Origin of the sequence: uncultured Bradyrhizobium sp. (genome assembly GCF_947648125.1) — a bacterium.
In the GTDB taxonomy this organism is placed as follows: Bacteria; Pseudomonadota; Alphaproteobacteria; order Rhizobiales; family Xanthobacteraceae; genus Bradyrhizobium.
Window position 1 is genome coordinate 48,792 of record NZ_CANSMR010000016.1, and the last position, 25,104, is coordinate 73,895.

A 25,104-nucleotide genomic window follows, 5' to 3' on the forward strand; every position below is an offset into this window, starting at 1 on the left:
CGATACTCAAGAGGCCATCGATTGAAGGCCTTCTTCGCGGAGTCCCAGATGACGTGGCGAGTTTATCAGCCGTCCCGCCTCTAGCTCGCCGACGCGAAAAACATGACCCGAAGCAGATGCGTATAGTCGGATTCGAACACCATGATCCCTACAAAGACCAGCACGAGCACCGGGGGCAACAGGATGGCGTAGGCCAACGCCAACCGCTCCCAGGCCATGTGCATGAACACGGCAACGATCAGGCCGGCCTTCAGCACCATGAACAGCAGGATCAGTGACCAGCGGAGATGGCCATGGATGCCAAAGAAGTCGACGAGGTATGAGCAGGTGCTGAGCACGAACAGCCATCCCCAGACCACGAGATAGAGCTTGATCGGATGCTGCTGGCCCTTTGCGTGCGTGGCTCCTGATGCGACTGCGTCGTGCACAAACGCGTGCAGCGCATGTTGAGTTGCCTGCCCTTCCACATGTAACGCTGCGTTTGTCATGCGCCAACCTCACCAGAGATAGAAAAAGGCAAAGATGAATACCCACACCAGATCGACGAAGTGCCAGTACAGGCCCATGATCTCGACGATCTCGTAATACCCCCTCCGGCTCGTGAAAAAGCCACGCCGTTCGACGTCGAAGTCTCCCCGCCAAACCTTTCGCGCGACGGCGATCAGGAAAATCACGCCGATGGTCACGTGAGTGCCGTGGAAACCGGTGATCATGAAGAAGCAGGCACCAAATTGCGGCGCGCCCCATGGATTGCCCCACGGCCGCACGCCCTCCATGATCAGCTTGGTCCATTCGAAGCCCTGCATTCCGACGAACGTCGCGCCAAATGCCGCTGTGGCCAGCATCAAGGCTGCCGTTTTGACGCGATCCCGGCGATAACCGAAGTTGACGGCCATCGCCATCGTTCCGCTGCTGCTGATCAGGATGAAAGTCATGATCGCGATCAGGATGAGCGGGATGTGCTTGCCGCCGAGATTGAGCGCGAAGACTTCGCTGGGATTGGGCCACGGCACGGTCGTCGACATTCGCGCCGTCATGTACGACAGCAGGAAGCAGCTGAAGATGAAGGTGTCGCTCAGAAGGAAGATCCACATCATGGCCTTCCCCCAGGACACGTGCTTGAAGGCACGCTGGTCCGAGGCCCAGTCGGCGGCGATGCCGCGCAATCCGGGTATCGTTCCGGGCGACGCCTTGGGGGTTGCAAGTGTGGTTTCCGTCATCGCTTCCTGCCCTCGCTAGGTGAGTAACTGGCGACAGATGTCGATGAAATTGTCGGTCCAGCCGGTCAGCAGACCGAGCAAGATCAGCCAGACCAACAGGAGGAAATGCCAATAGATGGCGCAGAGCTCCACGCTCAGGCGCATCTGCATCATCGGAGCGCCACGCCACACCTTTGCGGTCGTCCTGCCGAGCGCGACCAGACCGCCCATCAGATGCAGTCCGTGCACCGCGGTGATCAGGTAGAAGAAGGAATTGGCCGGATTGGACGCTACGAAATAGCCGGCGACATTCAGCTGCTGCCAGACCAATAGCTGCCCGGCCAGGAAGGTCACGGCGCATGCTCCGCCGATCAGCAGGCCGACGATCAGGCCGTCAATGTCGTCGCGTCGCGCGGCCATCAGCGCCCATTGAAGCGCCACACTGCTGATGACCAGGACGCCCGTATTGAACCACAACAGCCTGGGCAGGGGCAGCTCCCGCCAGTCCACCATGCTGTTGCGCATGGAGTAGGCACTGATCAGGAGCGCGAACAACGAGCCGACGACCGCGAGAAACACGCCCAGTCCGATCTTCGCCGTCGGCACCGACGAACCGCGCTCACCGCGAACATCGACGTCCACTCCTTGCTCGAGCCATGGTTTGGCCGCCAGCCGCTGCTGCGAGAGCCACCATCCCGCGATCGCTGCGATTGTAACAGTGAACAGGATGATGGCACTCACGGATGGGCTCCCTGCGTCGCCAATCCGGCCGGCGGTTCATTTTGCGGCACGAAGTCCCTGGCAGCGCCCGGCACGCTGTAATCGTAGGCCCAGCGATAGACGATCGGGAGTTCCTTTCCCCAGTTGCCGTGTCCCGGCGGGGTTTCTGGTGTCTGCCATTCCAGCGAGGCGGCTCCCCAGGGATTGCTGCCGGCCTCTTTCCCTTTGAACAGGCTCCAGATGAGATTGAACAGGAAGACAAGCTGGGCGAAGCCGACAATCAGCGCCGCCACGCTCATGAACGCATTGAGGTCATGGGCGGATGCCGGGACGAAAGCTGTCTCGCCGATGTCGTGGTAGCGGCGTGGCATCCCGAGCAGGCCCAGATAGTGCATGGGAAAGAAGACTGCATAGGCCCCGATGAAGGTCACCCAGAAGTGGAAACGTCCAAGCGCCTCATTGAGCATGCGTCCGGTGACTTTCGGATACCAGTGGTAGATCCCGCCAAACACGGCCATGATCGGCGCGATACCCATCACCATGTGGAAGTGCGCGACAACGAACATCGTGTCCGACAGCGGAACGTCCACAACCACGTTACCGAGAAACAGTCCGGTCAGGCCGCCGTTCACGAATGTGATGATGAACGCGAGCGCGAACAGCATCGGCACCGTGAGATGAATGTCGCCGCGCCACAGGGTCAGCACCCAGTTGTAGACCTTGATGGCAGTCGGGATGGCGATGATGAGTGTGGTAGTGGCGAAGAAGAACCCGAAATACGGATTCATGCCGCTCACATACATGTGGTGCGCCCATACAACGAAACTGAGAGCACCGATTGCCACGATCGCCCAAACCATCATGCGATAGCCGAAGATGTTCTTTCGGGCGTGAGTGCTGATCAGATCGGAAATGATGCCGAAGGCCGGCAAGGCGACGATGTAGACTTCGGGGTGGCCAAAGAACCAGAACAAGTGCTGGAACAGGATCGGGCTGCCGCCGCCGTACTTCGTCAGCTGCCCCATCTCGACGAGCGTTGGCATGAAGAAGCTGGTTCCCAGGATGCGGTCCAGCAACAGCATCACCGAGGCTACGAACAGCGCCGGGAAAGCCAGCAGCGCCATCACGGTGGCCGTGAAGATGCCCCACACCGTCAGGGGCATCCGCATCAACGTCATGCCGCGCGTGCGGGCCTGCAACACTGTCACCACATAGTTGAGCCCGCCCATCGTGAATCCGATGATGAACAGGATCAGCGAGGCCAGCATGAGAATGATGCCCCAATCCTGCCCGGGAGTACCGGAGAGAATCGCCTGGGGTGGATAAAGCGTCCAGCCGGCGCCGGTCGGCCCGCCAGGCACGAAGAACGTCGCGACCAGCACCAGCACGGCGAGCAGGTAGACCCAGTAGCTCAGCATGTTCACGTAGGGGAAGACCATGTCCCGCGCGCCAACCATCAGCGGGATGAGGTAATTGCCGAAGCCGCCAAGGAACAGCGCCGTGAGCAGGTAGATCACCATGATCATGCCGTGCATGGTGATGAACTGAAGGTACTGATTGGCATCGATAAAGGAGAATGTGCCGGGAAATCCCAGTTGCAGTCGCATCATCCACGACAGCACCAGCGCAACCATTCCGATGGACATCGCCGTAATCGAGTACTGGACGGCGATAACCTTGGCGTCTTGCGAAAAGACGTACCTCGTCCACCAGCTGTGCGGGTGATAGAGCTCGACCTCACCCACTTCGGCGGGCGGAATGCCTGCGACCTCATCAAACGGGATATCGACCATCGGAATAGCCTCCTTGGTCTTCCGCTCAGCGACGAGTTCACCTCATATCCGGCTGATCCTCGTCGGCATGTTCATTCGCTACCAGTCTTGTACGCGGCCTTCGCGACGTCGTGCTGGCCTGACAACTCCGCAAACGTCCGCTGCCTCTCGAGCCACGCGTGATATTCTTTCGCTTCCTCCACGATGACCCTGCTCCGCATCTGCGCGTGCGCGACACCGCACAGCTCCGCACAGAGGACATCGAATGTCCCGGTGCGGGTGGGCGTGAACCAGTAATAGGTCACCGAGCCAGGTATCATGTCCATCTTGGCCCGGAACTCGGGCACGTAGAAATCATGCAGAACGTCAATTGAGCGGAGCAACACCTTCACCGACTTCCCGACCGGCAGATGCAGATCGTCGTTTTGAACGACGATGTCGTCCTGTCCGTTCGGATCGTTGGGATTCAACCCGAGTGGATTGTCGGGACTGATCAGGCGCGCATCTGACGTGCCGAGCCGGCCGTCTTTTCCCGGAAGCCGATAACTCCACATCCACTGCTGTCCAACGACCTCGACGTCGGTCGCGTCGTCGGGAACGGTGACGAACTGGTGCCAGACCACTAGGCCGGGCGCCAACATGGCGGCGACGCCGACTGCCGTCACGATGCTGAGCCACCATTCGAGCTTCTTGTTTTCGGGATTGTAGGCGGCCCGCCGTCCCTCCTTGTGGTGGAAGCGGAACACGCAGTAAGCCATGAACGCGATGACCGCGCAGAAAACCGCACCGGTGATCCAGAAGGTCAGATTGATCGTGTCGTCGATGTAGCGCCAGTTTGAGGCGATCGGCGTCCACCACCACGGGCTGTAGATGTGAAACAGCACCGAGGCGACTGCAACCAGGAGCAGTACGAGCGCGACAGCCATCCCTCATTCCTCCTTGCCATTGAAGGCTACGGAGACGAACGAAAGGGCGGAGCTCACGTCAAAGGTATGGTGTCAAAGGTATGGTGTCACGTACACCATCACCGTGCCTTTTGCCTCGCCCATTCTGCCGGTCGCGACGCTGGGACATCATGACAAAGGTTCAACGTCACGGCCGCAATCTCATCGGAGCTTGGGGGCGTTCAGTGCATTCAAGATGGTACTCGTCGAGCCCGGCGTCAATAGAGGAGTATGTCCCGCCTCTGTCCGGCGCGCGTTGGCGCGAATGCATTGCGTGCCGGAGAGCACCGATCGGGACCCGCCGTCAGATGGTGCATCGCAAAACCTGGCGTGTGCGCTTGCACAATTCTCCCGACCGCGTTCGCCATCTTGCTTCTGCTGCGTATCGGACTAGTTTGATTGGACCGGTTGCGACGGATGTCGTCCGGCAAGCTCCTTCTGGTTGAATCTGATTTGCCGGACTCAGTCGCGATTTTCGCGCATGAGGCGGATGTGCGTGTGTTGATGGCGCTCCGTTCCCCTGCGGGCACAAGCAAGGAGACCGGAACCATGACCACCGTATTCGCACGACCCAAGCTGCAATTGTTTGGCGTCTCGACCGCCTTTGTCGTTCGCAAGATCAGCCTTTCCGACCTGGGCGACGCGCTGCGCCTCGGCTGGGAAGACTTCAAGGCCATCCCGACCCACGCAATCGTCCTGTGCGTGATGTATCCCGTCCTCGGACTTGTCCTGTTCAGACTTGTGATCGGCTATTCGGTGCTGCCGCTGCTGTTTCCGCTTGCCGCCGGCTTCGCCCTGATCGGTCCTTTCGCCGGATTAGGCCTCTACGAACTGAGCCGCCGCCGCGAGCGGGGAGAGGAGCCAGGAGCCTGGGATGCAATGCAGGTGCTGCGCGCGCCGTCGTTCGGCGCCATGCTCGAACTTGGCATTCTCCTGTTCGTTCTGTTCGGGGTCTGGATCGCCGCCGCGGACGCGATCTACGTTGCGACTTTCGGCTATGCTCCGGCTGCAAGCATCCCTGATTTCGCAGAGCGCGTGTTGACGACGCCCGAAGGCTGGTCGCTCATCATCGTCGGATGCGGCGTCGGCTTCCTTTTCGCCCTGGTTGCCCTATGCGTAAGCGTCGTCTCATTTCCACTGATGCTCGACCGCCACGCGACAGCGATCGATGCGATCCGCACCTCGATACGGGCCGTGATGATGAATCCAATTGAGATGGCCGCGTGGGGATTGATCGTTGCGGTATTGCTGGCCGTGGGCTCACTGCCATTCTTCGTCGGTCTCTGCGTCGTCCTGCCGGTGCTTGGTCATGCGACCTGGCATCTTTACAGGAAGGTGATCGAGCCTGACCCGAATCCTCCGCAAGAGGAGCCCCGCCCGCCGATCGGTCACCGCTACGCGGCCGATTTCCCGGCCTCGCTGTTCCCGTGGAGCCGTGAGCGCTAGAGCGTCTTCGAGCGAAGCGGATACCGGTTCGCGTGAAGAAAACGCGTCAAAACAAGAATCCAGAGCCCCGTTCCGATTCAATCGGAACGGAAAAGGCTCTAGTGACAGCGGCGCGAGCTTGATTGCTAACGGGGCAAAGCACACGCAGTTTATTGTCACACCACGTCACGAATGCGGTGCGCCCTCTGTTCAAGGGGGGCGAAACGAAGAGCAAGGCTCGGGTGCAGCACGCCGCGAGAACGCGCTGCCTTGCGCGCGCCAAGGCCGCTCCCCCGATGCGAGGAGCGCAGCCCTGGCTGCCTTTCAATCGGTCACGTTTGCTTCAACACCGCCGGATCGACCGGCATCTTTCGCAGTCGTTTGCCGGTCGCCGCGAAGATCGCGTTGCTGATCGCGGGCACGATGCCCGACGTCCCGGTCTCGCCCATGCCGCCGGGCGGCTCGGTGCTCGGCACGATATGGACTTCGATGGCCGGCGCCTGATCGATGCGCAGCATCTGGTAGCTGTCGAAATTGCCCTGCTCGATGCGACCGTCCTTCAGCGTGATTTCGCCATAGAGCGCAGCGGTGACCCCGAAATTGATGCCGCTCTGCAGCTGCGCCTGCACTGTATCGGGATTGACCACGGTGCCGCAATCCATCGCGCAGACAACGCGGTGGACGCGGACCGAACCGTCCTTGGCAACCTCGACCTCGGCAATTAGCGCGAGGTAGCTGCCGAACACGAATTGCAGCGACACGCCGCGGCCGCGGCCGGCAGGCAACTTGCCGCCCCAGCCGGCCTTGGCCGCCGCGAGTTCGAGTGCCGCCTTGGCACGCGGCGACTTGCCGAGCAGCGCCCGGCGATAATCGACCGGATCCTGCTTGGCCGCGGCCGCCATTTCGTCGATCACGCTTTCGGTGACGAACACGTTGTGCGAGGGCCCGACACTGCGCCAGAACGCAGTCGGAATGCCGGGCGGCTCGACCCGGACATATTCGACGTGGAAGTTGGGGATGTCGTAGACGAGATCGATTGCGCCTTCCGTCGTGTCGGGATCGAGGCCGTTGCGGAACGCCGGCGGCGCCCATCGCGCAATCACTGACGAGCCGGCGAAGCGATTGTTCCAGGCGACCGGCTTGCCGGATGCATCGAGGCCGACCGAAATCCGGTCGCACCAATACGGCCGGTACATGTCGTGCTGGATGTCTTCCTCGCGGGTCCACACCACCTTGACCGGCGCATCGACCTGCTTCGCGATCTGCACGGCGCGAACGACGCCATCGACCTCGAGTCTGCGGCCAAAGCCGCCGCCGAGCAGGTGATTGTGCACCACCACCTTCTCCGGCGGCAGGTCCAGCATCTTCGCGGCCACCGCCTGCACGCGCGAGAGGGCCTGGTTACCGACCCAGATTTCGCAGCCGTCGGCGCGGACATGCACGGTGCAGTTCATCGGCTCCATCGTGGCATGGGCGAGGAACGGCAGCTGATAGGTCGCTTCGAGTTTCGTCGCCGCGCCCGCCATTGCCTTGTCGGCGTCGCCGACATTTTGCGCGACCGCGCCGGGCTTCGTCGTGGCTGCCTCGAGTTCGCGCGCGATATCTGACGTGGCGAGCTTGGCGTGAGCCCCCTCGTCCCACTCGATCGTGAGCGCCGCGAGACCTTTCTTCGCCGCCCCCATGTGATCGGCCACGACGGCGACGGCGTCATCGAGCTTCACGATCTGGCGCACACCTTTGACGGCCTTCGCCGCCGCATCATCCACGCGCTTGACCCGCCCGCCGAACACCGGCGACTGCGCCAGCGTCGCGATCTTCACGCCAGGTGGTCGTGCGTCGATGCCGTAGACCGCCGAGCCGTTGATCTTGGACGGCGTATCGAGCCGCTTGGCCGGCGTGCCGATCAGCTTGAACTCGGCCGGGTTCTTCAGCGTCACATTCTCCGGCACCGGCATCTGCGCCGCATCGGCTGCCAGTTCGCCGTAACCGAGCTTGCGTCCCGAGGCTGCGTGATGCACCTCGCCGTTCTCGGCGCGGCACGAGCCGGGCTCGACGTTCCAGCGCTTCGCCGCGGCTGCGACCAGCATCGCTTTCGCGGTGGCGCCGGCTTTCCGCATCGGCTGCCAGGCGCCGCGCATCGCATTCGAATTGCCGGTAGCCTGCACGCCGAGCAGCGGGTTGGCATAGAGCTTGTCGCTCGGCGGCGCATGCTCGAGCTGCACCTGCGTCAGGCCGATCTCGAGCTCCTCGGCGATCAGCATCGGGATCGAGGTATAGGTGCCCTGCCCCATCTCGACATAGGGCATGGTCAACACGACCTTGCCGTCGCCGCCGATCCGGATGAAGGCATTCGGCGCGAAGCCATCGGACGTCGCAGCCTCGCTCTCGCGGCTGGCGAACGGCAGGCTCACGCTGAGCAGCAGGCCGCCGCCTGCGATCGCGCCGGCGCGGAGGAAATTGCGCCGCGACAGATCGGCGGCGCGCTCAGACACATTGTCGATCAGCGTCATGGCTCAACCTCCCGACTGCGCGGCTTGCTTGATGGCTTCGCGAATGCGGACATAGGTGCCGCAGCGGCAGATATTGCCCGACATCGCGTCGTCGATATCGGCGTCCGTTGGCTGCGGCTTGCTCGCAAGCAGCGCGGAAGCCGACATGATCTGCCCGGACTGGCAGTAGCCGCATTGCGGCACCTCATGCGCGAGCCAGGCGTCCTGGATCTTCTTGCCCGCCGGCGTCTTGCCGACCGCCTCGATGGTCGTGATCTTGGAGTCGCCGATGCTGTCGATCGTCGTGATGCAGGAGCGCACCGCGCTGTCATCGAGATGCACCGTGCAGGCGCCGCACAGCGCCATGCCGCAGCCGAACTTGGTGCCGGTCATGCCGAGCACGTCGCGCAGCACCCACAGCAGCGGCGTATCGCCGTCGGCGTCGACCGAATGACTGGTCCCATTAATGGTGATCTGGAAAGGCATCCTGACACTCCTGTCGTGGTTCGAGACCCTGCTCGGACTGCGCCCCTCCGGGCGCAACCGGCCACATTCCAAAGCGATCGAACGCGCATTCGCGCCGATTACTCACCTATGGTAATAAATCCAATTCCAATGCCGCATAAGCGGCGCGACGATGCGCAATGAAATAACCATTGGTTTATAATCATGGATCGACTGACCAGCATGTCCGTATTCGCCCGCGTCGCCGATCTCGGCTCCTTCACCGCGGCGGCCAAAGAGCTGCGGATCTCGCCGACCATGATCGGCAAGCATATCCGGTTTCTCGAGGACCGGCTCGGCTCGCAGCTGATCAACCGGTCGACGCGGCGGCAGGGCCTCACCGAGCTCGGCCGCAGCTATCTCGATCACTGCAAGCATTTGCTGGAACAGGCCGAGGCCGGCGATGCGCTGGTCGAGGAGGCCTTGAGCGCGCCGCGCGGCAAGCTCCGCATCGCGACCTCCGTCGCCTTCGGGTCGTACAGCCTGGCGCCCGCGCTGGTCCGCTTCATGAGGAAATACCCGGAGGTTTCGGTCGACCTCGTGCTCAGCGACAGGATGGTCGATCTGCTCGAGGAAGGCCTCGACGCCGCGATCCGCGTCGGCACGCTGACCGACTCCACCATGATGTCGCGCTCGCTGTCGCCCTACACCGGCGTGGTCTGCGCCGCGCCAGGCTATCTCGCCGAACGCGGCACGCCGACCCATCCGGCGGATCTCAGCAGTCATGAATGCCTGCGCTATCCCGGCTGGTCGGATGCGCGAAGGTGGACTTTCTTCGGACCGGAGGGCGAAGTGCACGTCGACGTCGGAAGCCGCCTGACCATCAACAACGCGTTCGGCATCCGCTACGCAGCGCTGGCGGGCGCAGGCATCGTGCTGATGCGCGACGAGCTGCTGGCCGACGACATCGCCGCGGGACGGCTGCAGGTGCTGCTGCCGAATTACACGACGCAAAGCCGCGCGCGCCAGATCCTGTGGCCGAAGCACCGCAAGATGACCCCGAAGCTGCGCGCCCTGATCGATTTCATCGTGGAGACCTACGGCTGAGACCAATTGACCGGACGGGCAACATGAAGGTGAGTGTAGCGCGACGCTGGGGCCACAGCCCTCTTCCACACCACGACCCTGTGGTTAGGGTCCCGGCTTTCGCAGGGACGACGATCGGGATGCAGGAACGCGCCACACATTCGGTGTCGTCCTGGCGCAAGCCAGGACCCATCACCCCAAATGGCAATCGTTACGCGACGCTGGGGCCACGATCTCACTCACAATCAAGTTCGGTGGTTATAGGTCCTGGCTTTCGCCAGGACGACGAGAATGTTTGCAGCGGCCGGCGCAACAAACTCACTGTCGTCCCTGCGAAAGCAGGGACCCATAACCTCCAATGTAAATTGATGCGCGACGTTGGAACGACGAGTCCCGCCTACAACATCCGCCGCGGCGTAGGGGTCCCTGCTTTCGCAGGGACGACGGCTGTGGGCGTCGCGCCGGCGGCGTAATCTATGCCGCCACGTTCCCCTCACTTGATCAGCGCCTCGACCTCCTTGCGGAACGCCTGGCGCGAGCCGTCGCGGGAGTAGAACATGTGGCCGCCGGGATAGACAACCAGCCTGGTGCGGTTCGGACCAGCGAAGGCCGGCAGCTGGTCGAGGATGATCTTCGAGGCGAAGTACGGCGTCGCGAGGTCGAACAGGCCGTGACCGATCAGGAGCTTCAGCTTGGGGTCGAGCGCCAGCATCTGGCGCAGCTGCGTCACCGATTCCGGCGGGCTGATGCCGTGGCCGAACTCCCAGCCCTTGCTCACGCTTTCGCTGAGCAGATGATAGGAGCCGTCCGGCCGCCAGTTCAGTCTGCGCGTGGTGAGATCGACGGCGGCGCTGGTCAGCGGCGCCATCAGCGGATCCCCGGACGGATCGTTGAAGCGGAAGGAGCTGGAGTCCGGATAGGGATCGAAGCCTTCGATCGAGGCATCGTAGCGGCCGGTCACCTTGCCTTTCTTGCGATCGAACTCGCGGCGGAATTCGCCGATGTCGAAGCGGCCGGCGAGCCTGCGGCTCACCGCCGAATCGATGCCGGTCAGGCCCGCGACCTTGTCGGCGAGCCGCGCGGTGGCCTCGGTATCGGCCTGCCCTTTGACGAGATCGAGCAGGAAATCGCCGCGCGCGTAGCTCTCGACGTCGGCAAGATCCTCGCGCGTCACCGGCCCCTTGGCCTGTCGCGCGACCGCGGTCATGGTCGGCAGGCTCGCGACATATTGCAGGAGGCTGGAGCCGGTATAGTCGCGGAAATCCAGCACCGGCGAGATCAGGATCAGGCCGCGTACGCCGACCCCCTGCTGCATTTGCAGATTGCGCACCACCTTGGGTCCGCGAATGCCGCCATAGCTTTCGCCGGCGACATATTTCGGCGAGGGCAGCCGGTCGTATTTCTCCAGCCAGCGGCGGATCACCAGCGCGACCGAATTGGCATCGCCATCGACGGTGAAGAAGCGCTTGCGCGCATCCTCCGACGTCGTGACGAAACGGCTGTAGCCGGTGCCGACCGGATCGATGAAGACAAGATCGGTGAAATCGAGCCAGGTGTCGGCATTCGGCTGCAGCTCCGGCGAGGCCGAGGACACCGCGCCGTCGAACGGCAGTCGCCACGGCCCGACATTGCCGAATTGCAGCCAGGCCGACGCGGAGCCCGGCCCGCCGTTGAACAGGAACGTCACCGGGCGGCTCGCCTTCTCGGCGCCGTCGAGCTGGTAGGAGGTGTAGGCGATGTCGGCGAGCGGCTCGCCCTTGTCGTCGAACACGCGGATCGAGCCCGCGGTCGCGCTGAAGGCGAGCGTGCGGCCGGGCAGCGCGACCGATTGCTTGGTCGTGGAATCCGGCGGCAGGCGGTGCTGCTCGGCGGCAGGCGTGTTGGCCGCAGCGCTGGCGCCGGAGCCCGCCTCGCCGCGGCCTGCTCGTCCCTTCTGGCCGCTTGGATTCTGACTGCTTGGGGCCTGCGCGCTCGGCGACGGCGATGGCTGCGGGGTCTCGTCATCGGCCCGCACCGCGGTTGCGAGGCAGGCCACCAGCAACGCCGCGGTGAGCCGTGTCGCAAAACTGTTAGCCATGCCGTTCACTCCCTGCGCCCATGTTTAAGGATTCCACCCGGAAACTGCGCTAGCTTGGCGGCACCCGCAAGGCATGCGGTCCGTTTCCGGACCATCTCGACAAGGCCGCCCGGGATGTATAGACGAGCGCGGCGTGTTCCGTGCCAAACGAGTTCGTGAGCGATGGCTAGCCCCAAGCGGTATGACAAGATCGCCTTCGTCGCGAGCGCGAGCGCGGAAGCGCAGACGGCGCTCGTTGAACTGACCGCGATGTACGGCAACCATCCGGCGGCCGATGCCGACGTCGTGGTCGCGCTCGGCGGCGACGGATTGATGCTGCAGACGCTGCACGCCAACATGCGCAGTGGCAAGCCGATCTACGGCATGCATCGCGGCACCGTCGGCTTCCTGATGAACGAATATTCGACGCACGATCTGCGCACGCGGCTGGCGGCCTCGCGGGAGTCGCTGATCAATCCGCTGCTGATGCGCGCGACCGACATCCATGGCGCCGTGCATCTGCATCACGCCATCAACGAGGTCGCGCTGTTCCGGCAGACCTACCAGGTCGCCAAGCTGCGCATCCTGATCGACGAGCATGAGCGGATGCCCGAGCTGATGGCCGACGGCATCCTGGTGGCGACGCCCGCCGGATCGACCGCCTATAATCTCTCCGCCCAGGGGCCGATCCTGCCGATCAACGCGGCGCTGCTGGCGCTGACTCCGATCAGCGCGTTCCGGCCGCGGCGCTGGCGCGGCGCGCTGCTGCCGAACTCCGCGTTCGTGGTGATCGAGGTGATCGAGGACGAGAAGCGCCCGGTCGCCGCGGTCGCCGACCATGACGAGGTCCGCGATGTTCGCCGGGTCGAGGTGCTCTCCGACAAGACGATCGCGATGCGGATGCTGTTCGATCCCGGCCATTCGCTGGAAGAGCGCATCCTGCGCGAGCAGTTCGGCTACTGACGGCGCGCCGCCTCCCCTTGCTCCGCTTGCCCCCCTGCCCGGCAACCAATCATTAACCGCGGGCGGGATATGGTTAACGTTGGGTAATACCGCATTGGCCCGGTATGCCCTATCAGGGCCGGACCATGTATCGCATCGATTTCAACAAGCTGCGATTTTTGATTTGCGACGACAATCCGCACATGCGCCGCATCCTGCGGACGCTGCTGCATTCGTTCGGCGCGCGCGAGGTGTATGAGGCCGAGGACGGCGCCACCGCGCTCGAGATGTACACCCATTACGTGCCCGACATCGTCATCACCGACTGGTCGATGCCGATCTTCGACGGGCTCGAGCTCGCGCAGATGATCCGGCAGCCGGAATCCAAGGGCAATCCCTATGCGCCCATCATCATGCTGACCGGCCATTCCGAGAAGCGCCGCGTCACCGTGGCGCGCGATGCCGGCGTCACCGAATTCCTGGCCAAGCCGATCTCGGCCAAGGGCCTCTACCAGCGCATCATGAACGTGGTCGCCAATCCGCGCCCGTTCATCAAGACCAAGACCTATTTCGGTCCCGACCGCCGCCGCAACACCACCAACACCTATATCGGCCCCGAACGCCGCGGCAGCGGCGAGGTCGAAATCCTGCAGCAGCCATCGCTGCTCGAGAAGGCGCGCTCCGCCATTTAGGAACCGTCATGGCCAAGGACAATTCCAAGGACAAACCAGGCACCATCGAGGTCAAGAGTTTCGGCACGCACCACGTCATCACGCAGCCGAACCCGCTGCGCAAGGTGTTGCTGCGCGTTCCCGAGAGCGATCTCGACGATCCGGTCGGCCGCGCCGAAAAGGCGCTCGCCGGGCTGTCGGGCGAGTTCAAGGAATGGATGACGATCGAGGCCGACCGCCTCTCCGCCGCGCACGCCACGGTGCAACGCGAGGGCTTCAACGACAAGACGCGCGAGGAGCTGTTCCGCGCCGCGCACGACATCAAGGGCGATGCCGCAACATTCGGTTATCCCTCGGCGGCGGCGGCGGCCGAGAGCCTGTGCCGCATCATCGAGCACGCGCCCGACCTCGCCGCGGTGCCGCAGCAGCTGATTGCCCACCACATCAATGCCGTGCAGGCGATTGTGCGGAACCGCACCAAGCTCGACACCGCGGTCGTGGCCGGCGTGCTGAGCAAGCAGCTCCGCGGCATCGCCGATGAATTCCTGACTCACGCCAACCGCGACCGCCCCGAACATCTCGAGGCCATCCTCGCGCCGAGCATCGCACCTGGCGAATAGCCGCGCGCCGCGACGGCGGCCACGGCTTCAATCATTGTCAATCATGGGAAACGCGGCCTTCAGGCCGCGATCAGATCGTCGTCGTAGGGCAGCACCGCGACCGCGTCTTCCGCGGCGAGCTCCTCGCAGAACATGCGCGCATCCTCGCGGGCCGATTCCGTCGCGAAGCGGCGCAGCAGGATCAGCAGCGGCTCGGCCGCCGAATGGTCGGTCTCGCAATGGGTCAGCACGCGCTCGACCATGCGGCGATGCAGCCGCGCCGCACCGTCGCCGCTGTCGACATAGCCGACCTCGTGGCTGGCTTCGAGCGCGACGCGGAACGCTGCATAAGTGGATTCCGGCAGGCCTGCGCGCCGCAGCAGCGCCTGCAGGCCGTTGCCGCCGCGGTCATTCAGGAGCGCGGAAACGCGGCCATAAGGCAGCCCGGACAGTTCGGCGAGCGCGGCTCCGAACAGATCGAGATTGCCCGACAGCAGCGCGCGCAGGATCAGCCCGGCGGTGAGCTGGCCGGTGGCGCGCAGATGCGTGATGAGGTTCTGCATGTCGTCGCCGAAGGCACGCGCGGCGATGTTCACCGTGGAGCGCTCCTTCGCCTCGCCGGCGATGCGGTCGGCGCGATCGGCGCCGAGCCAGTTACGCGCGACAACGAACTGCGCCAGCGTGTCGGAGAGCTTTGCGACCAGCGCGAGCCGCGTCGCCGACGGTAAATCTTCCAGCTGCAGCATCGATTCCCGGATCGCCGCGAGATGGCCGTGGCGCTCGACGATGCGGTCCCAGGAGAAAGCCGCAAGCCCGGCGTAGGGATTCTCGATCAGCTCGAGCGCCGCCGCCGCCGAGCCGACCTCGGCGATCGCCGCAGCGACCGAGGCCGGCAGATTGGCGCGGCGCGCGATCGCGCACTGCATCTCGTCGGAGCCGGTCGCGACGATGTCGACCAGGTCGGCATCGATCAGCAGCGGTGAATGCTCCAGCACCGGCAGCGCGATTGCCGGCTGGTCGGCCGACAGCGCCTGCACGATCGTAGCCGGCGCCTCCGCACTGTATGCAAACACCTCGGCCATCGCCCGTCGCACCAGCGGCGACGGGTCGTCGAGCAGCATCAGCAGCGCGCCCTCGGCTGCGATGCGGTCGTCCTCGGTGAGATCCGAGATGAGCCAGGCGCGGGCCAACGCCCGTGTCGCCTCTGCCCGCTCGCCTGCTGGAGCGGTCCTAATCCAACTAATGAACTGCCGAACGATCATGGTCCTGCCGGCTTACGCAACGAGACGGCATCGACATACGATGCCAACTACAAGGAAAAATAAACCATGACGCTTAACAAAGGGTTCACCATAAACGTTTGGGATTATTGACGTTTCGTTAAGACGGCCACGGTGCGCAAACGCAGCTGCGAAACCAGCAAGGCTAGCCGTTGCTGTAGGTGCCGTTCGGGTCGCTGAACAGATCAAGCCGCCCTGGCGCGCGGACCTTTGGCGTCGCCGACGCGGTCAGCGAGCCGGAATTGCCCCACAGTTCCTGCACCACCGGCGAGATCGGCTCCGAACGGTCGCCGCCCTGGTAGAGCGAGCGGAAGGCCGGCGCCGGCTGCGCCGATGCGACGGCCGAGCTCGCACCGGCTGATGAGGCCGCGCGGGCATTCGGGAAGGTCGAAAGATAGGACGCGGTGTCCATGGTCAGCGGTTGCGTCGGCGCAGCGCTTGCAATCGCATTGGGGCTCATGGTGTCGCCGCCCGCCGCGGCAAAGGCCGTGCGCGTGTCGTTCGAATTCGCAGCCGCGGCGTAGCGCGTGGTCAACACCGAATAGACCTGGCTGACGCTGCGCGCACTGCCCGACTTGTCGTAGAAGATCGACTGGTTGGCGGCGGCAGCTTTCGGAAACATCGCGGCGGCATTGGCGCTCGGACTGTCCTCGGCGCTCGAGATCAGCTTGCCGGCGCCGCCGACGCCCATGAAATGCGCCATGTAGAGCTCGGCATCGGTCGGACGGCGGCCGAGCGTGCCGGTGAGCTTGAAGCTGTTGGATTGCGTCAGCACCGCCGCCATCGAGGACGCCGCATCGGGATCGTCGCGCAACTTCATGACGGCGTTGCGCGCGGAGGGATCGCTGACCGAATAGCTGCCGTCGGAGTTCTTGGTGATGGCGTCGGCATACTGGCCGTAGCCGAGCTGGCTTCCGGCCTCCTTGACGGTGCCGAGCCAGGTCTGGTCGATGAACTGATAAAGCCCATGCGCCGACGAGGTCGTGGCGCCGGCCCGCGGATTGAAATTGGACTCCATCTTCGCGGTCGTGAGCAGATATTCGAAGCTCGTGCCGGTGGTCGCGGCGGCCTGCTTGATCGAACCGGCGACCTTCAGGCGCAAAGCATCGACACCTGCCGAAGCCGTCGCATTGAAGAGGTCGACCGCCATCTGTCCGGGTGCCTTGCCGGGCGCCGGCAATCGGCGCCCATGTCCCGTCAAACTGCCGTAATTATGGTTAACGGCGCGTTAACAACCCTCAAGGCTGGGCCTCGTAGTAATGCGCAACCTGGTCGATCTCCTCGGCGGTCATCTGGCGCGCGATGTTGCGCATCTGCTGACTGATGTCGTTGCGGCGGGCCGCGGACGCAAATGCCTCGAGCTGCGCCTTGATGTAGACCGCCGACTGACCGCCGAGCCAGGGGCTTCCCGCCTTGTTGTCGATATCGCCGTGGCAGGAGCCGCAAGGCGGGATGTTGCGCATCGGGGCCCCCGTCACCACGACCGCCGGCGCGGGGCGCCCGGTGTCCAGATTGTTCGAAGGCACCCGCGGCAGATAGGCGTAATAGGCCGCAACATCCTTCATGTCCTGATCGCTCATCGCCGCCGCGAACGGGCTCATCACGACGTTGACCCGCGCGCCGGACTTGAAGTCGTTGAGCTCCTTGTACGTCACCGCGGCAAACTGCCCGGCGAGGTTCGGTGAATTGGCGTCGCTGACGCCCTGCGGTCCGTGGCAGATCGCGCAACGCTGCGCCAGCGTCGCGCCCCGCCCGATCGAGACCTGATTGACCTTGGTCAGCATCTCCGACGTCATGACCACATTGGAGGTCTTGAAATCCGGCTTGACACTGGCCTCCTGCACGGCGGCACGCGGAACGCCGGCTGCGCTGCAGATCGCGTCCCAGACGCCTGCAAGCTTGAGGTTGGGTTGCGCCAGCGGCAACCAGATCAGGCCCGCAATGGCCGACAGCACGGCAATGGCGGCCGTGACGCCGACGCTGATGCCGAACCACGGATTGCGCGGGGAGAACAGCTGCTGATCACTCATCGGCCAGCTCCGACATAGACCGCGGGCACGCTGGTCTCGTTCAGCGCCATCAGCTGTGCAATCGGGAAGCCATAGTTCACCACGGTGAGGCCGACCATCAAGGCAAGCCAAAGGCCGAACGAGTTGAGCGCGACCGGAATCCGCGCCGGCATATGCAATGGCACTGCGAAGCGGTATGCACCCGCCTCGCCGCGCGCGCCGAATTGGCCGCGGATCAGGACGAGCAGGAACAGAAGACCCGACAGCAGCAGGATGAATCCACCGATCGCCGACATCGTCACCGAGAAGGCCTGCGGCGAGATCGCCGGATTGGCGTAGTCATAATATGCCATGCGGCGCGGCATGCCGAGAATACCGACATAGTGCCATGGGAAGGTGGTCACGATCATGCCGATGAACCACAGCCAGAGCTGCGTGCGCATCAGGCCGAAACTGTCCAGCGCGCGCCCGGTCAGATGCGGCCACAGATCATAGGCGATGGCAAAATACATGATCACGATGGCGCCACCGAAGATCAGGTGGAAATGGCCGGTGATCCACTGCGTGTTGTGCACCGTGGCGTCGAGCTGGTAGCTCATGTTGATGATACCGCCGGCGCCGCCGAAACCGAGCATGACCAGCGACAGCGCGGTCGCCAGCATGATCGGGTTGGACCATGGCAGCGCCCTGATCCAGCCGAATGCGCCGCGGCCGCCACGGAGGCGGCTTGCGATCTCCGCCGACGCGCAGATCGTGAACACCGTGAGGAGTGTCGGCAACGTCACCAGGCCGGTAAACACCGAATGCATGAACTTGAATCCGGCGCCGACCTGCGGGTCGGCGAACAGATGATGCACGCCGATCGGCATCGCCACCACGACGAACAGGATGAACGAGATCCGTGCCATCGCGTCGCTATAGAGCCGGCCGCCGATCGCGCGCGGGAAGATCGTGTAATAGGCGATGTAGGTCGGGATCAGCCAGAAATAGACAATGGCGTGCAGAGTCCACGAGAAGAAGACGCGCGCCAGCCCCGCATCGATCGTCGACTTGAGTCCAAGCGCCACAGGCAGGATCTGGAACAGGATTTCCAGCGCTGCACCGACCGCGGTCCAGCCCCAGAGCAATGAGCCCGCGACATTGGCGTACATCGCAAGCGGCACCGGCTTGCCCGGGTTCTCGCGCTTCCAGATCGCGAAATTGGTCACCATCAGCGCGACCCAGATCCATGAGCCGACCACGACCATGACAACGCCGATGTAATAGAAGGGATTGCCGACCATCGGCGGATAGAAGGTGTAGAGCACCGAGGCGAGCCCGAGCGACACCGGGATCATCGCGACAACGGCGCCGACGGCGACCAGGAAGAAGCCGGCCCAGGCCCAGCGCCGTCCAATCAGCGCCTTCTCCAGCGACGCTTCGGTGATCGCATAGCCGAAGCCCATCGCGATCAGCGTCGGGAATACGTAGCCCATCGCCGAACCGTGCGCGGTGACCGAGCGATAGTAGAATTCCGGATTGAAGTGCCAGGCGTTCAACGGGCTGCGCACGAACATCTGCCAGGCACCGAGCACCAGCGCGACGCCGAACACGATGAAGGCGAGCCAGAAATGCGCCGCTATCAGCCGCTTGTTAGTCAACACAGGTCAGCCTCCGCTTCGCCGCCGCCATGTCGCGGAACGCGGCCTTGTCGACCACCTTGACCTTGCCCCACATGCCCTGGTGGCCGATGCCGCAGAATTCCTGGCATGGCATCACGTGATCGCCCGGTGCCTTGAAGCGCACCGGCAGCGCCGTAACGTAGCCCGGCACCAGCATCGTGTTGACGTTGGTGCCTTCGATCAGGAATCCGTGGACAACATCCGCGCTGGTGGCGCGGAAGGTGATCGCTGTCTCCGCCGGCACCACAACGCATTGCGGCGTGAAGGAATATTGCTGGCCGATGGCGCGCACGGTGACCGAGCCGTCGGCCTCGATTTCGCTGCCGAGATTGCTCTCGATGAATTCGCCCGACAGATGCAACGTCTTGGGATCGGCGGTTTCGACCCGGCCCTGCGGCATCGTCGCCTGATGAATGCCGATATAGGCCGCCATGCCGACCAGCAGGCCGACAATCACGATCGACAGCGTCGCCCAGCGCCGCTCGACCCGTGCGGCAACTGCCTCGCCGAGGTTATGGTCCGTCTCGGTCGCCATCAGGGCGCGCTCCGCGGCAGGAAGACGAACAGATAGAACGCAAACCACAAGCCGACCACGATCGCCGTCGCAACACCTGCGATCGCGACCGCGCCGCTCGGGCCCGCGCGAACGATGGTCTCGACGGCCTCGTCTTCCGAGACGGAAGTGGACGGTTGCGGCGAAGATGAGTTGATCATGACCGCGTTCCCCTAGAGCGCGACGGGATCAGGTTGAATCGTCATCACGCCCTGGCTCCTTGTTTGAGCAAGATCTTTTCGGAAAACCGCTTCGCACTTTTCCGGATCATGCTTTAGTTCAGCGTTGCTGCACGCAGTTCATTGGCCTGCCGCGCCGACACCGGCTCGCCGCGGTTGCCCCACGCCGTCCGAATGTAGGTCACGACAGCCGCGACCTCGTCGTCCGACAGCTTCTGCGCGAATGGCGGCATGCCGTGCGGCATCGGATTGCCTGATGTGCCCGGCGGATAGCCGCCATTGAGCACCATGCGGATGGGGTTGACGGCGGAAACCATCTGTATCGACTGGTTGCCGGCGAGTGGCGGATAGTCCGGCGGCATGCCCTGCCCGGTCGCGCCATGGCAGCTGGCGCATTCGCGGTCATAGATCGGCTTGCCGAAGGAGAGCAGCAGGCTGCTCTCCGCCGATGGCAGCGGCGTCGACGGCTTCTCAGGCGAGCCGCGCTGCGCCAGGCCCTTCAGATAGACCGCCATCGCGCGCACGTCGTCGTCATTGAGATATTGCAGGCTGTTGTAGACGACCTCGGCCATCGGCCCGTACACGGCGCCCTTGGCGGAGACACCCTTGCGCAGATAGTCGACGATCTCCTCGATCGTCCAATCGCCGAGGCCCGTCTCCTTGTTCGAGGTCAAGGAGGGCGCGTACCAGTTCTGCATCGGGATCAGGCCACCCTCGAAGGCCTGCGATTGCGAGCTGCCGCCGAGCGCGTTGATCGGGGTATGGCACATGCCGCAATGGCCGAGCCCTTCGACGAGATAGGCGCCCCGGTTCCACTCGGCGGACTTGCTCGGATCCGGCTTGAACTCGCCTTCCCTGAAGAACAGCGTGCGCCATCCGAGGATCAGCGAGCGGTTGTTGAACGGGAATGTCAGGTCATGCGGCTTGTTGAGCTGCCTGACCGGCGCCACAGTGCGCAAATAGGCGTAGATCGCCTCGCTATCCTCGCGCGTCACCTGGGTGTAGGACGCGAACGGCATCGCCGGATAGACCAGGCCGCCATCGGGGAAGCGGCCATTGTGCATCATCTGGTAGAACTGATCCGACGTCCACGTGCCGATCCCGGTCTGCGGGTCGGGCGTGATGTTCGACGTGTAGAGCGTGCCGAATGGCGTCTTCATCGGAAGGCCGCCGGCGAAGATCTTGCCTTCGCGCGCAGTGTGGCAGGCGATGCAATCGCCGGCGCGTGCGAGATATTCGCCCTTGGCGATGATCGCCGGATCAGCCGCCGTCTGCTGCGCGCGTGCCGCGACGGGCGCGAATGCGAGCATCAATCCGACCAGCAGTCCTGTGGAGGTTCGCGACATCTGCACGATCCCTTCAGTGCGGTTCGCTGCCGCATTCGAGCGGCATCGGCAGGCTGCCTCGCGGCGCGAAAGACGGATCCGCCGGCGATGGGCGCGACGACAGGTAGGCAGCCACCGCCTTCACGTCGTCCTCTGTGAGGAGGCTCGCAACGATCTGCATGCAATCGGGAGCGAGCGCGGTCCGCGTGCCGTAGCGCCAGCCGCCGAGTTGTCCGCTGATATAGGCCGCGCGCAGGCCAAGCAGGCCCGGGATGCCGGGCTCCATGCCGCCCAATGCCTGACCATGACAGGCCGAACAGGGCGGAATGCCGTGCTGTGGGTCGCCGTTCTTCACGATCGCTTCGCCGCGCGCCAGGATCTCCTTGCTGTCGACCGGCGGGACCGGCGGCGGAAATGCCGGCCGGAGCGACGCGAAATACTCGGCGATCTTCTTCAGGTAATCGTCGGTCTGAAACTCCAGCAGATAGTTCATCGGCGGATATTTCCGCCGCCCGTCCCTGAACGCGATCAGCTGGTTATAGAGGTAGCCGGCTGGCTTGCCGGCGAGACGCGGAAAATAGACGTCGCTGGTGCCCTCACCTTCGGCGCCGTGACAAGGCGCGCAGGCGAGGACGCGTGCGGCTATGGTATCGGGTGCACGCTCCGCGGTTTGCGATTGCGCCGCACCGATCGGCAATACAACCCAGGCAAGAAACCCAAGAAGCGGTATCAGGCGATGCGCCACAACTCACCCCCAGCGCGACGACGATGGGCAATTACTCGCACACAGCCGAACAGGAGGCAACGAAGTGCACCACTTCGACGCATCGCATTTGATTTAGATCAACGCTCTATTTGCGGTAGACCTGCGCCGGATCGAACAGCCGGTCTGCATCGACGAATGACAAGCTAATGTCACCGCCCTCGTTCTTCACGGCGCGATAGAAGCAGGAGCGCCGTCCGGTGTGGCAGGCCGCGCCGATCTGCTCGACCTTGATCCACACCGCGTCCTGATCGCAATCCATCCGGATCTCGATCACGCGCTGGGTCTGGCCCGAGCTCTCGCCCTTGCGCCACAGCGCATTGCGCGAGCGGCTGAAGTACCAGCCTTCGCCGGTCGCGATCGTCTTGCGCAGGGCTTCGTCGTTCATATGCGCGACCATCAGCACATCGCCGGTCGCGGCATCGGTCGCGACGCAGGTCACAAGACCTGCCGCGTCGAATTTGGGCTGGAAGGCCAGCCCCTCTTCGCGGTCGTGATCGTGGGTCGATGCGGACACGGAAAACCTCGCTTGGGAAAATGCGAGGTTACCGGTTCGGTCCTCGCACCAGGGACAGGAAACGCTGCTGCTCCGCCGGATTGTCGCGGAACATGCCGGTGAAGCGGCTGGTGAAGGTCGAGGCGCCATGCTTGGCGACACCGCGCACCGACATGCAGGTATGCTCCGCCTCGATCAGCACCGCAACGCCACGGGGCTTCAGCACCTCGTCGATCGCGGCAGCGACCTGCGCGGTGAGATGCTCCTGGGTCTGCAGGCGGCGGGCGAAGATATCGGTCAGCCGCGCCAGCTTGGAGAGGCCCACGACGCGCTCCACCGGCGTGTAGGCGATATGCGCCTTGCCGTAGAACGGCATCATGTGATGTTCGCACTGCGAGGTGAATTCGATATCGCGGACCAGGACGAAATCGTCGTAGCCGGCGGTCTCGCCGAAGGTGCGGTTCAGCACCTCGGCCGGGCACTGATGATAGCCCTGATAGAGCTCGTCATAGGCCTCGACGACGCGGCGCGGCGTGTCGAGCAGGCCCTCGCGGCCGGTATTCTCGCCGATATAGGCGAGCAGCGTCTTCACGGCGTCCTCGGCCTCCGCCCGCGACGGGCGCGGCTGGTCGGCACGGACGGCCGCCGCCAGGAATTCTGAAGGGTCGAGCTCGCTGGCCTTCGCATCGGCCGGCTTGTTGGCGCGAATCGGTTTGATCAAGGCGTCCATGTCTTCTCCGTTCGACCGGCCAGGCATTTGCCTTTGGGCCGGATGTGTCACCGGGCAGACGGGGCGGATCATCGAACCGCCGGGCGCCTGAGTCCCATCTTTGTACCATCGCCGCGGCGCAAGTGGCCCGCAGTGGAAGCATAGCCGGGCTATGTTTCGGACGATGCCGTTCATATATAGGACGGTGAGACCCAGCCGCCAAGAGCGCCCGGCGCAGCCGGAACCAGGCATCTGCCCCCATGCTGAACGACATTTATAACAAGCGGATCATTGAGTTGGCCGGCAATATTCCGCGCCTCGGACGGCTGGCCGAGCCGGACGCCAGTGCCACCGCCCATTCGAAATTGTGCGGTTCGACCGTCAAGGTCGACCTCAAGATGGACGGCCCTGTGGTGACGGACTTCGCCCATGACGTGAAGGCCTGCGCGCTCGGCCAGGCGTCCTCCTCGATCATGGCGAGCCATGTGGTGGGGTCGACCGCGGACGAGCTGCGTGAATTGCGCGAGACCGTCCGCAAGATGCTGAAGGAAAATGGCCAGCCTCCGCAGGGCGGCAAATGGGCCGACATCGCGCTGCTCGAGCCGGTGCGCGACTACAAGGCCCGCCATGCCTCCACCCTGTTGACCTTCGATGCCGTGGTCGATGCGATCGGCCAGATCGAGGCCAAGGCAAGGCAGCCGGCGTAAGCCCGGCTGCCAGCCCCAAACCTTACTGCGACGGCTGGACCGGCGCCGGCGCTGCGGTGCCGCCGGTCGGCACCACAGCCTCGGCGGTCTTGGTCGCCTTCCCGACTTGCGGCAGTGCCTCACCTTCCATCGCGCTACTGACGAAGCGATCGCCGTTCTTCGGCTTCGCCTCGGCGATCGGGATGGCGTTGTCCTGCCGCGGCAGCACGTCGGCAACCGCGTCCGTGGTGACGAGATTGGTCACCCGCAATTCGGCCGCCGACAATTCGTGCAAATCTTCCCACGGGGGCACGCTGAGTGCGAGCGACAACAGCTCACCCGCGCCACCCATATCGAAGGTGTATTTGGCAAGACGGCCGATATCGCGCTCGACGATCATCAGGTCCTGCGCGGTGTAGCTGGCCGCCTTGGCGTCGTCGGCGCGGTCGCCCATCCAGATCTGATGCACCCGGATGTGCGCGGCCGGTGGCACATAGCGCGTCTTGCCCGACAACAGCAGGAACACGCACATCGACTCGCAATAGGCATCCGGCAGCACACTGGCACGGTCGCCCTGCGCAGCCAGATTGACGACGCTGGTGCCGACCGTGGTCAGCGCGCCGAGACCGCGGAAGCGGCGGCCGAGCGCGATCGCGTCGTTGACCGAGCCGCCGCTGGAGTCGAGCACAATGGTGGCGCCGCCAAGCTGGCGGCCGCGCGCGAACTCGTCGAATTCCTTGGGGCTGTCGGCCGTGATGATGCCGACCGCCGACACCCAGCCGCGGCAATTCGGCTGGCATGCGATCCAGCTGAATTTCATCGGCAGCTTGCGTTCTTCGAGGGTCGAGCTGGTCTGCGTGGAGTTCCCCGCCCATGTGACGGTGCCGGAAATCGCGAGGCAAACGGCAACGACGCCGGTGAGCACCCAACTGCGCAGCGAAAGCGAGTTCTCGAGCCTCAATTTGGTTCCTTCCCCCAAGCCCTTGGTGATGCGAGCGGTGGCAATGGCCCCATGGCAACGCGCCACGAATCCGTCATCGGCGCGCAATGGGGACGGTAGCGTTGCTGATCTGGACCGTCCATAGGACCCTTGCTG

25 protein-coding genes are annotated in these 25,104 nt (G+C 64.0%); 6 read left to right on the forward strand and 19 right to left on the reverse strand.

The window, feature by feature from the left end; all coding sequences use genetic code 11:
* Positions 1-80: 80 nt before the first annotated feature.
* The 5 genes from Q0030_RS25445 to coxB form a co-directional block, all read right to left on the reverse strand.
* On the reverse strand, positions 81-488 hold the full coding sequence (locus tag Q0030_RS25445) for a cytochrome C oxidase subunit IV family protein (RefSeq protein WP_298373110.1): 408 nt from the start codon (positions 486-488) through the stop codon (positions 81-83).
* A 9-nt stretch (positions 489-497) separates the two neighbouring features.
* Complete coding sequence (locus Q0030_RS25450) at positions 498-1,220, reverse strand: heme-copper oxidase subunit III family protein (RefSeq protein WP_298373113.1); 723 nt, start codon at positions 1,218-1,220, stop codon at positions 498-500.
* 15 nt (positions 1,221-1,235) lie between these two features.
* Complete coding sequence (locus tag Q0030_RS25455; RefSeq protein ID WP_298373115.1) at positions 1,236-1,940, reverse strand: cytochrome c oxidase subunit 3; 705 nt, start codon at positions 1,938-1,940, stop codon at positions 1,236-1,238.
* Positions 1,937-3,712: a cytochrome c oxidase subunit I gene (gene ctaD / locus Q0030_RS25460; RefSeq protein ID WP_298373117.1), complete on the reverse strand. Its 1,776-nt coding sequence runs from the start codon at positions 3,710-3,712 to the stop codon at positions 1,937-1,939. Before ctaD ends, Q0030_RS25455 begins: the two co-directional genes overlap by 4 nt.
* A gap of 71 nt (positions 3,713-3,783) precedes the next feature.
* The gene (gene coxB / locus Q0030_RS25465) at positions 3,784-4,617 is read right to left on the reverse strand and encodes a cytochrome c oxidase subunit II (RefSeq protein ID WP_298373119.1); all 834 of its coding nucleotides are present in this window, start codon (positions 4,615-4,617) and stop codon (positions 3,784-3,786) included.
* Positions 4,618-5,184: 567 nt separating this feature from the next.
* Here coxB and Q0030_RS25470 point away from each other — a divergent pair.
* On the forward strand, positions 5,185-6,081 hold the full coding sequence (locus Q0030_RS25470) for a DUF2189 domain-containing protein (protein ID WP_298373121.1): 897 nt from the start codon (positions 5,185-5,187) through the stop codon (positions 6,079-6,081).
* 311 nt (positions 6,082-6,392) lie between these two features.
* Here Q0030_RS25470 and Q0030_RS25475 read toward each other — a convergent pair whose 3' ends face one another.
* Both Q0030_RS25475 and Q0030_RS25480 read right to left on the reverse strand, forming a co-directional pair.
* Positions 6,393-8,570, reverse strand: a complete 2,178-nt coding sequence (locus tag Q0030_RS25475) for a xanthine dehydrogenase family protein molybdopterin-binding subunit (protein WP_298373124.1) — start codon at positions 8,568-8,570, stop codon at positions 6,393-6,395.
* Positions 8,571-8,573: 3 nt separating this feature from the next.
* A complete protein-coding gene (locus Q0030_RS25480) occupies positions 8,574-9,035 on the reverse strand; it encodes a (2Fe-2S)-binding protein (protein WP_298373127.1) in 462 nt (153 codons plus the stop codon).
* A 183-nt stretch (positions 9,036-9,218) separates the two neighbouring features.
* Here Q0030_RS25480 and Q0030_RS25485 point away from each other — a divergent pair, with 183 nt between their 5' ends.
* Complete coding sequence (locus tag Q0030_RS25485) at positions 9,219-10,100, forward strand: LysR substrate-binding domain-containing protein (protein ID WP_298373130.1); 882 nt, start codon at positions 9,219-9,221, stop codon at positions 10,098-10,100.
* 472 nt (positions 10,101-10,572) lie between these two features.
* Here Q0030_RS25485 and Q0030_RS25490 read toward each other — a convergent pair whose 3' ends face one another.
* Positions 10,573-12,156: a peptidase S10 gene (locus Q0030_RS25490; RefSeq protein WP_298373132.1), complete on the reverse strand. Its 1,584-nt coding sequence runs from the start codon at positions 12,154-12,156 to the stop codon at positions 10,573-10,575.
* A 162-nt stretch (positions 12,157-12,318) separates the two neighbouring features.
* Here Q0030_RS25490 and Q0030_RS25495 point away from each other — a divergent pair, with 162 nt between their 5' ends.
* The 3 genes from Q0030_RS25495 (at position 12,319) to Q0030_RS25505 (ending at position 14,368) form a co-directional block, all read left to right on the forward strand.
* Positions 12,319-13,098: an NAD kinase gene (locus Q0030_RS25495; RefSeq protein WP_298373135.1), complete on the forward strand. Its 780-nt coding sequence runs from the start codon at positions 12,319-12,321 to the stop codon at positions 13,096-13,098.
* 125 nt (positions 13,099-13,223) lie between these two features.
* Positions 13,224-13,769 carry a response regulator gene (locus Q0030_RS25500; protein ID WP_050402868.1) on the forward strand — a complete coding sequence of 182 codons (546 nt, stop codon included), beginning with the start codon at positions 13,224-13,226 and terminating at the stop codon, positions 13,767-13,769.
* 8 nt (positions 13,770-13,777) lie between these two features.
* Positions 13,778-14,368 carry an Hpt domain-containing protein gene (locus tag Q0030_RS25505; protein WP_298373140.1) on the forward strand — a complete coding sequence of 197 codons (591 nt, stop codon included), beginning with the start codon at positions 13,778-13,780 and terminating at the stop codon, positions 14,366-14,368.
* 59 nt (positions 14,369-14,427) lie between these two features.
* On the opposite strand, the gene Q0030_RS25510 is transcribed toward Q0030_RS25505, so the two are convergent.
* The 10 genes from Q0030_RS25510 to folE all read right to left on the reverse strand — a co-directional run bounded on the left by Q0030_RS25510 (position 14,428) and on the right by folE (position 23,343).
* Positions 14,428-15,609 (reverse strand): DUF2336 domain-containing protein, encoded by a 1,182-nt coding sequence (locus Q0030_RS25510; RefSeq protein WP_298373143.1) that lies wholly within the window; start codon positions 15,607-15,609, stop codon positions 14,428-14,430.
* A 163-nt stretch (positions 15,610-15,772) separates the two neighbouring features.
* Positions 15,773-16,777 (reverse strand): transglycosylase SLT domain-containing protein, encoded by a 1,005-nt coding sequence (locus tag Q0030_RS25515; protein ID WP_298373146.1) that lies wholly within the window; start codon positions 16,775-16,777, stop codon positions 15,773-15,775.
* An 88-nt stretch (positions 16,778-16,865) separates the two neighbouring features.
* The gene (locus Q0030_RS25520; protein ID WP_298373149.1) at positions 16,866-17,657 is read right to left on the reverse strand and encodes a c-type cytochrome; all 792 of its coding nucleotides are present in this window, start codon (positions 17,655-17,657) and stop codon (positions 16,866-16,868) included.
* Positions 17,654-19,279, reverse strand: coding sequence for a b(o/a)3-type cytochrome-c oxidase subunit 1 (locus Q0030_RS25525; protein WP_298373152.1), 1,626 nt, complete (start codon positions 19,277-19,279; stop codon positions 17,654-17,656). Before Q0030_RS25525 ends, Q0030_RS25520 begins: the two co-directional genes overlap by 4 nt.
* The gene (locus Q0030_RS25530) at positions 19,269-19,832 is read right to left on the reverse strand and encodes a cytochrome C oxidase subunit II (RefSeq protein WP_298373154.1); all 564 of its coding nucleotides are present in this window, start codon (positions 19,830-19,832) and stop codon (positions 19,269-19,271) included. The genes Q0030_RS25525 and Q0030_RS25530 overlap by 11 nt, the downstream gene beginning before the upstream one ends.
* Positions 19,832-20,011 carry a hypothetical protein gene (locus Q0030_RS25535; RefSeq protein WP_298373156.1) on the reverse strand — a complete coding sequence of 60 codons (180 nt, stop codon included), beginning with the start codon at positions 20,009-20,011 and terminating at the stop codon, positions 19,832-19,834. The genes Q0030_RS25530 and Q0030_RS25535 overlap by 1 nt, the downstream gene beginning before the upstream one ends.
* Positions 20,012-20,124: 113 nt before the next feature.
* Positions 20,125-21,339 carry a cytochrome c gene (locus Q0030_RS25540; RefSeq protein ID WP_298373443.1) on the reverse strand — a complete coding sequence of 405 codons (1,215 nt, stop codon included), beginning with the start codon at positions 21,337-21,339 and terminating at the stop codon, positions 20,125-20,127.
* A gap of 49 nt (positions 21,340-21,388) precedes the next feature.
* A complete protein-coding gene (locus tag Q0030_RS25545) occupies positions 21,389-22,051 on the reverse strand; it encodes a c-type cytochrome (RefSeq protein ID WP_298373446.1) in 663 nt (220 codons plus the stop codon).
* Positions 22,052-22,205: 154 nt separating this feature from the next.
* Entirely contained in the window at positions 22,206-22,634 is a 429-nt protein-coding gene (gene hisI, locus Q0030_RS25550) for a phosphoribosyl-AMP cyclohydrolase (RefSeq protein ID WP_298373158.1), read from the reverse strand.
* 28 nt (positions 22,635-22,662) lie between these two features.
* On the reverse strand, positions 22,663-23,343 hold the full coding sequence (folE, locus tag Q0030_RS25555; protein ID WP_298373161.1) for a GTP cyclohydrolase I FolE: 681 nt from the start codon (positions 23,341-23,343) through the stop codon (positions 22,663-22,665).
* Positions 23,344-23,582: 239 nt separating this feature from the next.
* Here folE and Q0030_RS25560 point away from each other — a divergent pair, with 239 nt between their 5' ends.
* Entirely contained in the window at positions 23,583-24,029 is a 447-nt protein-coding gene (locus Q0030_RS25560) for an iron-sulfur cluster assembly scaffold protein (RefSeq protein ID WP_298373163.1), read from the forward strand.
* A gap of 22 nt (positions 24,030-24,051) precedes the next feature.
* Here Q0030_RS25560 and Q0030_RS25565 read toward each other — a convergent pair whose 3' ends face one another.
* Positions 24,052-24,969, reverse strand: a complete 918-nt coding sequence (locus tag Q0030_RS25565) for a hypothetical protein (RefSeq protein WP_298373165.1) — start codon at positions 24,967-24,969, stop codon at positions 24,052-24,054.
* Positions 24,970-25,104: the final 135 nt, after the last annotated feature.

Bases quoted from the DNA above. Each gene is read 5' to 3' on its own strand.
- Q0030_RS25520 (WP_298373149.1), bottom strand. From the start codon at position 17,657: ATGAGTGATCAGCAGCTGTTCTCCCCGCGCAATCCGTGGTTCGGCATC.
- Q0030_RS25500 (WP_050402868.1), top strand. From the start codon at position 13,224: ATGTATCGCATCGATTTCAACAAGCTGCGATTTTTGATTTGCGACGAC.
- Q0030_RS25510 (WP_298373143.1), bottom strand. From the start codon at position 15,609: ATGATCGTTCGGCAGTTCATTAGTTGGATTAGGACCGCTCCAGCAGGC.
- Q0030_RS25470 (WP_298373121.1), top strand. From the start codon at position 5,185: ATGACCACCGTATTCGCACGACCCAAGCTGCAATTGTTTGGCGTCTCG.
- folE (WP_298373161.1), bottom strand. From the start codon at position 23,343: ATGGACGCCTTGATCAAACCGATTCGCGCCAACAAGCCGGCCGATGCG.
- Q0030_RS25485 (WP_298373130.1), top strand. From the start codon at position 9,219: ATGGATCGACTGACCAGCATGTCCGTATTCGCCCGCGTCGCCGATCTC.
- Q0030_RS25450 (WP_298373113.1), bottom strand. From the start codon at position 1,220: ATGACGGAAACCACACTTGCAACCCCCAAGGCGTCGCCCGGAACGATA.
- Q0030_RS25505 (WP_298373140.1), top strand. From the start codon at position 13,778: ATGGCCAAGGACAATTCCAAGGACAAACCAGGCACCATCGAGGTCAAG.
- Q0030_RS25530 (WP_298373154.1), bottom strand. From the start codon at position 19,832: ATGGCGACCGAGACGGACCATAACCTCGGCGAGGCAGTTGCCGCACGG.
- Q0030_RS25540 (WP_298373443.1), bottom strand. From the start codon at position 21,339: ATGCTCGCATTCGCGCCCGTCGCGGCACGCGCGCAGCAGACGGCGGCT.
- Q0030_RS25560 (WP_298373163.1), top strand. From the start codon at position 23,583: ATGCTGAACGACATTTATAACAAGCGGATCATTGAGTTGGCCGGCAAT.
- Q0030_RS25490 (WP_298373132.1), bottom strand. From the start codon at position 12,156: ATGGCTAACAGTTTTGCGACACGGCTCACCGCGGCGTTGCTGGTGGCC.
- Q0030_RS25535 (WP_298373156.1), bottom strand. From the start codon at position 20,011: ATGATCAACTCATCTTCGCCGCAACCGTCCACTTCCGTCTCGGAAGAC.
- Q0030_RS25515 (WP_298373146.1), bottom strand. From the start codon at position 16,777: ATGGCGGTCGACCTCTTCAATGCGACGGCTTCGGCAGGTGTCGATGCT.
- Q0030_RS25495 (WP_298373135.1), top strand. From the start codon at position 12,319: ATGGCTAGCCCCAAGCGGTATGACAAGATCGCCTTCGTCGCGAGCGCG.
- Q0030_RS25445 (WP_298373110.1), bottom strand. From the start codon at position 488: ATGACAAACGCAGCGTTACATGTGGAAGGGCAGGCAACTCAACATGCG.
- coxB (WP_298373119.1), bottom strand. From the start codon at position 4,617: ATGGCTGTCGCGCTCGTACTGCTCCTGGTTGCAGTCGCCTCGGTGCTG.
- Q0030_RS25475 (WP_298373124.1), bottom strand. From the start codon at position 8,570: ATGACGCTGATCGACAATGTGTCTGAGCGCGCCGCCGATCTGTCGCGG.
- ctaD (WP_298373117.1), bottom strand. From the start codon at position 3,712: ATGGTCGATATCCCGTTTGATGAGGTCGCAGGCATTCCGCCCGCCGAA.
- Q0030_RS25480 (WP_298373127.1), bottom strand. From the start codon at position 9,035: ATGCCTTTCCAGATCACCATTAATGGGACCAGTCATTCGGTCGACGCC.